This is a genomic window from Candidatus Margulisiibacteriota bacterium, assembly GCA_041650635.1.
GTDB lineage: Bacteria > Margulisbacteria > WOR-1 > JAKLHX01 > JBAZKV01 > JBAZKV01.
On record JBAZKV010000007.1, the window covers coordinates 60,683 to 68,715 of the forward strand.

Annotated in this window: 8 protein-coding genes; 6 read left to right on the forward strand and 2 right to left on the reverse strand. The window is 49.8% G+C overall.

Translation table 11 applies throughout. The features are described 5' to 3' along the window. The first annotated feature begins 23 nt into the window (after positions 1-23). Genes argC through argB form a run of 3 tightly spaced genes read left to right on the forward strand, consistent with a single transcriptional unit; the run spans position 24 to position 3,192 of the window. The gene (argC, locus tag WC490_03210) at positions 24-1,100 is read left to right on the forward strand and encodes an N-acetyl-gamma-glutamyl-phosphate reductase (protein MFA5097618.1); all 1,077 of its coding nucleotides are present in this window, start codon (positions 24-26) and stop codon (positions 1,098-1,100) included. Continuing rightward, on the forward strand, positions 1,097-2,323 hold the full coding sequence (gene argJ, locus WC490_03215) for a bifunctional glutamate N-acetyltransferase/amino-acid acetyltransferase ArgJ (GenBank protein MFA5097619.1): 1,227 nt from the start codon (positions 1,097-1,099) through the stop codon (positions 2,321-2,323). Before argC ends, argJ begins: the two co-directional genes overlap by 4 nt. Continuing rightward, positions 2,323-3,192 carry an acetylglutamate kinase gene (argB, locus tag WC490_03220; GenBank protein ID MFA5097620.1) on the forward strand — a complete coding sequence of 290 codons (870 nt, stop codon included), beginning with the start codon at positions 2,323-2,325 and terminating at the stop codon, positions 3,190-3,192. Before argJ ends, argB begins: the two co-directional genes overlap by 1 nt. A gap of 125 nt (positions 3,193-3,317) precedes the next feature. Here the strand turns inward: argB and tnpA are convergent, their stop codons facing one another. Beyond that, positions 3,318-3,704, reverse strand: a complete 387-nt coding sequence (gene tnpA, locus WC490_03225) for an IS200/IS605 family transposase (protein MFA5097621.1) — start codon at positions 3,702-3,704, stop codon at positions 3,318-3,320. 272 nt (positions 3,705-3,976) lie between these two features. Here tnpA and WC490_03230 point away from each other — a divergent pair, with 272 nt between their 5' ends. Next, complete coding sequence (locus WC490_03230; GenBank protein ID MFA5097622.1) at positions 3,977-4,825, forward strand: hypothetical protein; 849 nt, start codon at positions 3,977-3,979, stop codon at positions 4,823-4,825. Between the two features lie 31 nt (positions 4,826-4,856). After that, positions 4,857-6,524, forward strand: coding sequence for a M23 family metallopeptidase (locus tag WC490_03235; GenBank protein ID MFA5097623.1), 1,668 nt, complete (start codon positions 4,857-4,859; stop codon positions 6,522-6,524). Between the two features lie 23 nt (positions 6,525-6,547). On the opposite strand, the gene WC490_03240 is transcribed toward WC490_03235, so the two are convergent. Continuing rightward, positions 6,548-7,159, reverse strand: coding sequence for a hypothetical protein (locus WC490_03240; GenBank protein MFA5097624.1), 612 nt, complete (start codon positions 7,157-7,159; stop codon positions 6,548-6,550). A 178-nt stretch (positions 7,160-7,337) separates the two neighbouring features. On the opposite strand from WC490_03240, the gene WC490_03245 reads away from it, so the two are divergent. Further along, on the forward strand, positions 7,338-7,664 hold the full coding sequence (locus tag WC490_03245; protein MFA5097625.1) for a four helix bundle protein: 327 nt from the start codon (positions 7,338-7,340) through the stop codon (positions 7,662-7,664). The last annotated feature ends 369 nt before the right edge of the window (positions 7,665-8,033 follow it).

Consider the following 8,033-nt stretch of genomic DNA (forward strand, 5'->3'; position numbering starts at 1 on the left):
GGCTGCCTGCCCGTACAGAAGAGATGGAGAAAATAAGTGATAGAAGGGAAAATCTGATGATAAGGGCAGGGATAATGGGAGCCGCGGGATACGCGGGAATAGGTCTGGTCCAACTTTTGCACGGGCATCCGCAGGCAGAACTGGCCTGGGTTGCAAGCGAGCAGGCCCATGCTGGTAAAAAGTTGTCCGAGTTGCGCCCGTTCCTTAACGGGCTCTGTGATCTGATCTGCGAACCCCCGGAGATCTCCGGGCTGATTGATAAAGTTGATGTCATCTTTATGGCTCTTCCCAACGGCCTTGCGATGAAGTATGCTCCGGCAGCGCTGGAAAAAGGAAAAAAAGTTATCGATATCAGCGCGGACTTTCGCATCAAGGACCTTGAGGAATATAAAAAATGGTACAAAATAGACCATGCCAGCCCGGAACTTGTTAAAGAAGCGGTCTATGCGCTGCCCGAGCTCTACCTCGAGCAGATAAAAAAAGCCCGCCTTATCGCAAACCCGGGCTGCTATCCAACCGCCTCCATACTTGGTTCCTATCCTTTGCTAAAGTTCGGACTTGTTGACAAAGATTCTCTTGTTTTTGACGCAAAATCGGGTGTCTCGGGGGCCGGGGCGGCGCTTACCGAGATAACGCATTTTCCGGAGTGCAACGAGAACTTTAGGGCTTATGCAGTGGCAGGCCACAGGCACAATCCCGAAATAGACCAGGAACTGTCAAAAGCCTGCGGAAAAACGGTGCTAACTTCTTTTGTGCCGCATCTGGTGCCGATGAACCGTGGCATTCTGGTGACAATTTACGGAAAACTCCTTGCCAAGAAGAGCGTTGACGAGATACACGCGCTCTACCGCGACTTTTATAAGGGAGCACCCTTTGTCCGGGTGCTGGACAAGGGCAAACTCCCGGCGACCAAATATGTTTCCTCGTCAAACTTCTGCGATATAAATATTGTTGTTGATGAAAGGGCGGGCAGAGTTATTGTGCTGTCGGCCATAGATAATCTGGTAAAAGGCGCGGCGGGGCAGGCGCTCCAGAACATGAACATCATGTTCGGCCTTGACCAGAAGGCCGGGCTGGACCGTCCCCCCATCTATCCATGAAACAACAGGTCATCAGCGGCGGTATCTGCGCCCCGGAGGGATTTCTTGCAGCGGGTTTTGCGGCAGGCCTAAAAAAGTCCGGCAAAAAAGACCTCGCTTTGATCTATGCCAAACAGCCTTGCTCCGCGGCCGGGGTTTTTACCACTAACAGGTTCAAGGCAGCGCCCGTACTTGTCTCAATAGAAAACCTAAAAAAGGGCCGCGCCCGTGCTGTCGTCATTAATTCCGGCAATGCCAATGCCTGTACGGGAAAACAGGGCATCATCGACGCAAAGCAGATGGCCTCTACCGCTGCCGAGGCTCTTGGAATTTCCAAGGACAGCGTGCTTGTTGCCTCAACAGGGATAATAGGGCGGCTTCTTCCCATGAAAAAGGTCCTTGGCGGCATCTGGGCGGTGTCGCGCATGATAAAGAAGGCCGGCTGCAGCGATGCGGCGGAGGCAATTCTTACCACCGATACCAGAAAAAAAGAGATAGCCCTTGAGGTTGACATCGATAAAAAGAACAGTTTTAAAATAGCCGGCATAGCAAAAGGCTCCGGGATGATCTGTCCTAATGTGGCTTGCGCTGAGCGGAGTCGAAGCGCCACAATGATCACTGTTATTACCACCGATGCCGATATCGATCCGGCACTGCTTAAAACCGCTCTCAAACAGGCGGCCTCTTCTTCCTTTAATATGATAACCGTCGATAACGACATGAGCACCAACGATACGGTCTTCTGTCTTGCGAGCAGGCTCTCGGCAAAAATAAAAAAAGGAAAAACCTTCGAGGCCTTTTGCGCCGCGCTCAAAGAGGTCTGTCTTTATCTTGCAAAAGAAATGGTAAGGGACGGAGAAGGTGCTACCAAACTGTTCGAGGTCCTGGTAAAGGGCGCGGCAACAGAAAGGGACGCGGGAAAAATAGCAAAAGCCGCGGCCGGCTCCAGCCTTTTAAAGTGCGCCGTCTACGGCAGCGACCCCAACTGGGGCCGTGTAATTGCCGCAGCCGGTTATGCGGGAGTGGAATTTGACCCCGAAAGGGTCGATGTTCACCTTGAGAGCATTGCTCTGGTAAAAAAGGGCAGACCTTTGCCTTTTGACGCCGCAAAGGCAAAAAAACTGATGGACCAGAAAGAAATGAAGTTTACCATAAACTTGAACTCGGGGAGCGCTTCTTCCAGCGCGTTTGGCTGCGACCTTACGGAAGGCTATATTGACATAAACGCGAGGTACCATACCTGATGTTCGAAAAGCTTATCAAAAGGGCCGAGGTCGTTATAGAGGCTCTTCCCTATCTTAAAAAATTCTACGGAAAGATAATTGTTATAAAGTACGGCGGCAACGCGATGGTGGACCCAAAGCTCCGCGCCAAGGTCCTTAAGGATGTCGTTCTTCTGCGCTATCTGGGAATGCACCCTATACTGCTTCACGGAGGAGGGCCGTCTATAACCAGGGAGCTTAAGCGCAGGAACATAGAATCAAAGTTCATCGAAGGCCTGCGGGTAACGGACCCTGCCACAATGGAAGTGGTGGAAAAGGTGCTTTCCAGGGTAAATTCCGGAATAGTTTCTGTGATAAACAGGGAAGGCGGTTCCGGCAAGGGCAAGGGGATATCAGGGAAAAAAGGCCGGGTGATCCGCGCCAGAAAGCACACAATAGTCAGAAAAGGGCAGAAGATAGACCTCGGTTTTGTGGGCGATGTCCGCTCCATAGATGTGAAAAGCCTAAGGGACACTATCTCAAAAGGAAGGATCCCCGTTATCTCTTCTATCGGCTTTGACGGAAATGGCAGCGTCTACAATATAAATGCAGATTCTGCCGCGGCAGAAATAGCGGGAGCCCTGCAGGCAACAAAACTCATCCTTCTCACCAATGTGAGAGGGGTTTACGACAAAAAGGACCGGCTTATATCGGTCATCAACGCTTCCAAGGTCAGGCGCTACATAAGGAACGGCACCATCTCTGGCGGCATGATACCCAAGGTCCGCTGCGGCTTGTCCGCCCTCAAGGATGGGGTGGAAAAGGTCCACATCCTTGACGGAAGGATACCCCACGCGCTTCTTTTGGAACTGTTCACTGATATCGGTATCGGGACGATGGTCGAGAGGTAAAATGAAGGAGACCCGACACTAAAGTGTCGGCTCCATTGGGAAAGAAAACCGGAGCCGAACATTTATGTTCGGGTAATTGCAGAAGACCCGACGCTAAAGCGTCGGCTCCAATAACACGCAAACAGTCAAAATCTCTTATCAATACCCCGAACATTTTGGCCCTTTATATATTTTCTTATATTGTCTAAGTTATTTGTGGGGATAATCCAGCACTTATAGGATTTCTGCCAAAGCCGTTTAAATTGCCATCGAGGCAGTGCATTATATTTTTTAAAGAAATTCCTCGAGCTTATTCCTTTTAGGAATTGCATTGCAATTTTAGGTCTGGTTTGAGATCGCTGTTCGATTAACATATGAACATGATCTGCCAGAATCGCGAGCTCAATTATTATGAGCCCCTTATCTTTTGCGATTTCCACGAACCATGTTGAAATATCCGACACTGCATCAGGGTCTGTTAGGATAAACTGCCTTTTATATGTTGAAAACACATAATGAACTATCATATTCATTTGATTTAACGATCCTATAGCAATTTCCCCGCCAGGGGGGCAGGCAACCCGACCTTAAAAGGTCGGCTCCATTGGGAAGCAAACCCGGAGCCGAACCTTTAGGTTCGGGATCATTGCAGGCAACCCGACCTTAAAAGGTCGGCTCCATTGGGAAGCAAACCCGGAGCCGAACCTTTAGGTTCGGGTATATGTGACCGGAGCCGAGGTTCGGGTTTCCTGAAGAGGTAATTTCCCCTACAAGAAATCCCCGGCTGTCTACGATGTATTCATGTATGGAAATCTCACGCATAGGAGCCTATGGCGCCTCCGGAGTTGCCGCGTCCCTTCCCTTTAAAGTGGGGATGCCGGGCAATCCAGTGCCCGCGCATATCCCCGAAGGCATAGAGATACGCAGAAGGGTGTTCAGGGATTTTGGCATAGAGATACTCGACAGCGATGTTAAGTTCTCAAAAGCGGAACTCCTGGTGGTAGAAGAGGTCCTGCGCGATATCCACAAAAAGAAGAAAAGGCACCTGATCGGCGTAAAAGAGATTGTCAAGAACAAAGAGCTTCAGATAAGGATGCTCAAAGGCGCGCAGGTGCACGCCGGAGGGGCCTACAGCGCCGAGCAAAAACGCGTCTATCTTTTTGACGACCTTCCTGCAGAGCAGATACCCGAGGTCCTGGTCCACGAAGTGGGGCACGCGGTCAATTATTTTAACCTCTCTTTCAAGGCGTTCATGAAGTTCGTAAAAGAAAGCGGCTGGAACATGACCGAGATGCGCAGGGTCTTTTTTGGCGCCAACAAATACTACCAGTTCGGCATCAGAAAGCTTGAGGTTCCCGAAAGCGACTGGGAAAAGGTTTGGGACAGGTTTTCTTTGAATTCTCTGGCAAAGGAGCAGGATGCCTTTGGCGAGCTATATCTTACGCTCGAAGGCAAAACCGGGCTCCCCTGGGACAAGAATCCTCTTGAAAAATTTGCCTGGGCGTACGAGTGGTATTACGGCAAGAACGAGGCCTTTAAGAAAATAGCCAGAAGGGCTTATGAGCGCGGCGATGCAACTCTGGAAAAAGCCTATGAGTTCATGGAGAACGAGGTCTTTGCCGACGAGGAAGAAGAAACCCGCGGCAATAATTGACGATTAATAAATAAGAGGGGGGTAGCACACCATGAGTGTCGGCGAAACAACTTTGACAGGGGTTTCTGTATTAGAAGGCAACGCCACAGAAAGTCCGCGGTCCCCAATTGTTCCCGAAGATCAAAGGACAGCAACTAATACCCCTGATCCCCAAGAGAGACCTCTTGTCGGCAATGAGGTGCATAATGAGCCGGAATTTGTTTCAGCCGTTAATGACAGGATCTTTGTCAACGGTAAAGCGGTAATGAGCTGTTCGGATGCAAAAAGAAGAGGGATTATAATTGAGCGGCTCAAACAAGCAGAGGGAGCTACCGGCTTAAGGGTCTTTGTTGCCAGGGAAAAAGGCGAGCTAGTACTAAGTCTTGAATATACAAAAGACAGCCGTACGGTAAGAACAGGTATAAGAAGAGAGCCGGGCAACAATGATGACCTTTTTGTCTGGGCTATCAACCTTTCGAATGCTTGTTCAGGGACACTTCTTATTAACACAAGGGACCTGGCCCTGACAGAAACTGCTGCGGGAGTTTTTGATCTGACCGTAAAAAGCAATGGAAAGGAACTGCCTTTGGGCTTTTCCTGCAGCAGAAAGGATGCCGAAATACTGCTAAAAAGATTATTAAAGGCATGGGTGTTTAGGCCTTCCGAAGGGGTTTTGATCCAGGCCAGAATGCTGGATGATTATACCGGCTTTAATGTTATTGCCGGGGGCTCAAATCTTTTGGAGTACTCCGAATTTGATGATTTGACGATGCCAAAACAGCTTCTGGAAGGATTAAGAGTACTCTATAGCGGGGGAAGCCGCATCGACGATTCAGCCATAAGGATGGCCGAAAAACTGGCTCAGTATCAGGTGTCCGTGAATGCGCTTGATAACCTGGTCCTTGTGAACGGCCAGCCGGTGATAAGGTGCAAGAGCAAGGCTGAAACCGCCGCGGTCGCGCACAACCTTAGGAGAGCGATCTCTGTTCTTGGCAGGAGTGCTGACGGCAGCATTACTCCGCCTGCGATTTCTATAACAATGAACGACGACCTGAGATCTCTTTCTCTGGGCCTGGGCGGAACCTCGGTGAGGAATATGGGGTTTGTACTTGACGAAGGAAGTCTTCCCTCTTCCTTAAGCTCTGCAGAAGGCCTCGCCGCACGGATGAACTCCTGGGCAAAGAACCTTCAGGCCGTGTTCGGCTCGGCCCGGATAGACTATGATCTGCAGGAAATAAAAAACAGGCTCGAGAAATATTTTTCCAACAAGGATTCGTTCGTACTCCCTTTCGAAGCTTCCACCTCATACCGGCTTACCTCGACTTATGGAATGAGAACACACCCTGTACACGGCGATCGCAGGATGCACTGGGGTATTGATTTGGCAGCAGGTGCGGGATCCAGAGTGCTTTCTCCAATAACCGGAGTAGTGGTCAAGGTCGAAAGGAGCAACTCCGAAGTGGGGGGAGTTGTAACGATACAAAGAAGCGACGGGTTTAAAGTGCGCATCTGCCATCTTAGCGATATCCCTCAGGGCCTCGAGGGAAGTTCAGTTTCTGCAGGACAGCCTGTGGCAAGAGTGGCAGGAAGCAAGGCCAACGGCGGTGGCAGGCTCTGGACCGGGCCTCACATACACTTTGAAGCATATCTGCCTGATAAAGGCATAACAGATCCCTTGCCTTTTATTCAGACAGCGGGCAGGGCCACCGTTTCGATTTGAGCAAAATCTTTGGTGGCACAAACTCAAAACCCTTCCCTTGTCAGCACCCGGTCAAGCAGCGTCCTGCATTCCTTATCGGCATCGTCGGCAGGCGGCATCCGGTAATCAATGTAGACAAGACCGCCCTCCGGTGTGGCAATAAAGTTCCCCGGTCTGGGGTCAATATTGGGGTTGTAGAGCATATTCCTGATAAAAGGCGCCACGGCACAAAAGGCGCTTCTAAACTCGGGATAGACAGAAACTTCCAGACGCCCCAAAATACCGCTGCTTTCATAGAGCATCCTCTCAACTTTTATTCCCTGGACAAAAGGCTGTATCAATACCTCTTTAGAAAAAGGGCAGAACCCTGCTATGTTAAGCCCGACTGATGCTATAGACTGCTCCACCAGATGTTGACGGGGCACGGTCGCTTTTATCAGTTCATAGCAGATATCGTCAAAGAGGAACTCGGAGCGAAGCTTGGCAAGCTTTATCACGACATCATCTGCCCTTAGGCACACAAAATGAGCCCCTATGCCCATGGGGACCAGTCCCGGTCTTGGCAGGACCCTTGCTGCTTCGGACAGCCCCATTTTTCTGACGCTGCTCCAGACAAGGTTGGCCGGAAGCGTCCTGTAAAATGCACCGCTCATCATGACTGTTTATCGTTCAAAATCCCTCAACTGTTCAGCTTTTGACGAGTGGCGGGGGAATTGCTGTAACCAAGGGTCAAGGGGCAAGGGTCAAGCTTGCGGCGAGCGGAGTCGAGCCGGGGCAAGGGTCAAGGGAGAGAGGGGGGTGATTTAGATTAATCAGGGATTTAGAAAATTGATCGTGTGGCAAAAAGCGTATGATTTTGTTCTGGAAATATACAAAATATCGCGCAGTTTCCCAAAAAATGAACAATATGGCCTTATTTCCCAGATTTGCAGAGCTTCGATTTCTGTATCCGCTAATATTGCCGAAAGATATGAAAGGCAGTACAGAAAAGAATATATCCAATTTTTGATGATATCAAAAGGATCTCTTGGTGAGATAGAAACATATTTATTGTTAGCCAAAGATCTAGGATACATCAGTGGTACCGAATATGATCAACTCGATTCGAAGAGGCAGGAAATAGCAAAGCTTTTGAGAGGACTGATCAACTCTTTGAGATAGGGTCAAGGGTCAAGTGGCAAGCTTGCGGCGAGCGGAGTCGAGCCGGGGCAAGTCAAACGGTCTGCACAATCCTGCCCGACTATACCCTTGACCCTATACCCTTGGCTCTACTTACATGCAAGTTTCCCCATCCTGGCCCCGAATATACTATAGAACGCCGGTTTCACGCTTTGAGCGTCAAAGATCGAAGGTTTGCCTGTTGACTTCGGTCTTTTCATGATAGAAAGGGCGGGGTTGTTACAACAGGCACCCCGCCCTTTGTATTTGAAAAAGCCCAAAATGGGTATAAAATAGGAGGTTAACCAAGGTGAAATACGGGCCGTCAAAAGGCGATAGATATATAGAAGGGGTTGGGGCAGTGCCAAGCGT

Excerpts from the sequence above, each read along its gene's own strand:
- argC (MFA5097618.1), top strand. The coding sequence starts at position 24 with ATGGAGAAAATAAGTGATAGAAGGGAAAATCTGATGATAAGGGCAGGG.
- argJ (MFA5097619.1), top strand. The coding sequence starts at position 1,097 with ATGAAACAACAGGTCATCAGCGGCGGTATCTGCGCCCCGGAGGGATTT.
- argB (MFA5097620.1), top strand. The coding sequence starts at position 2,323 with ATGTTCGAAAAGCTTATCAAAAGGGCCGAGGTCGTTATAGAGGCTCTT.
- tnpA (MFA5097621.1), bottom strand. The coding sequence starts at position 3,704 with ATGAATATGATAGTTCATTATGTGTTTTCAACATATAAAAGGCAGTTT.
- WC490_03230 (MFA5097622.1), top strand. The coding sequence starts at position 3,977 with ATGGAAATCTCACGCATAGGAGCCTATGGCGCCTCCGGAGTTGCCGCG.
- WC490_03235 (MFA5097623.1), top strand. The coding sequence starts at position 4,857 with ATGAGTGTCGGCGAAACAACTTTGACAGGGGTTTCTGTATTAGAAGGC.
- WC490_03240 (MFA5097624.1), bottom strand. The coding sequence starts at position 7,159 with ATGATGAGCGGTGCATTTTACAGGACGCTTCCGGCCAACCTTGTCTGG.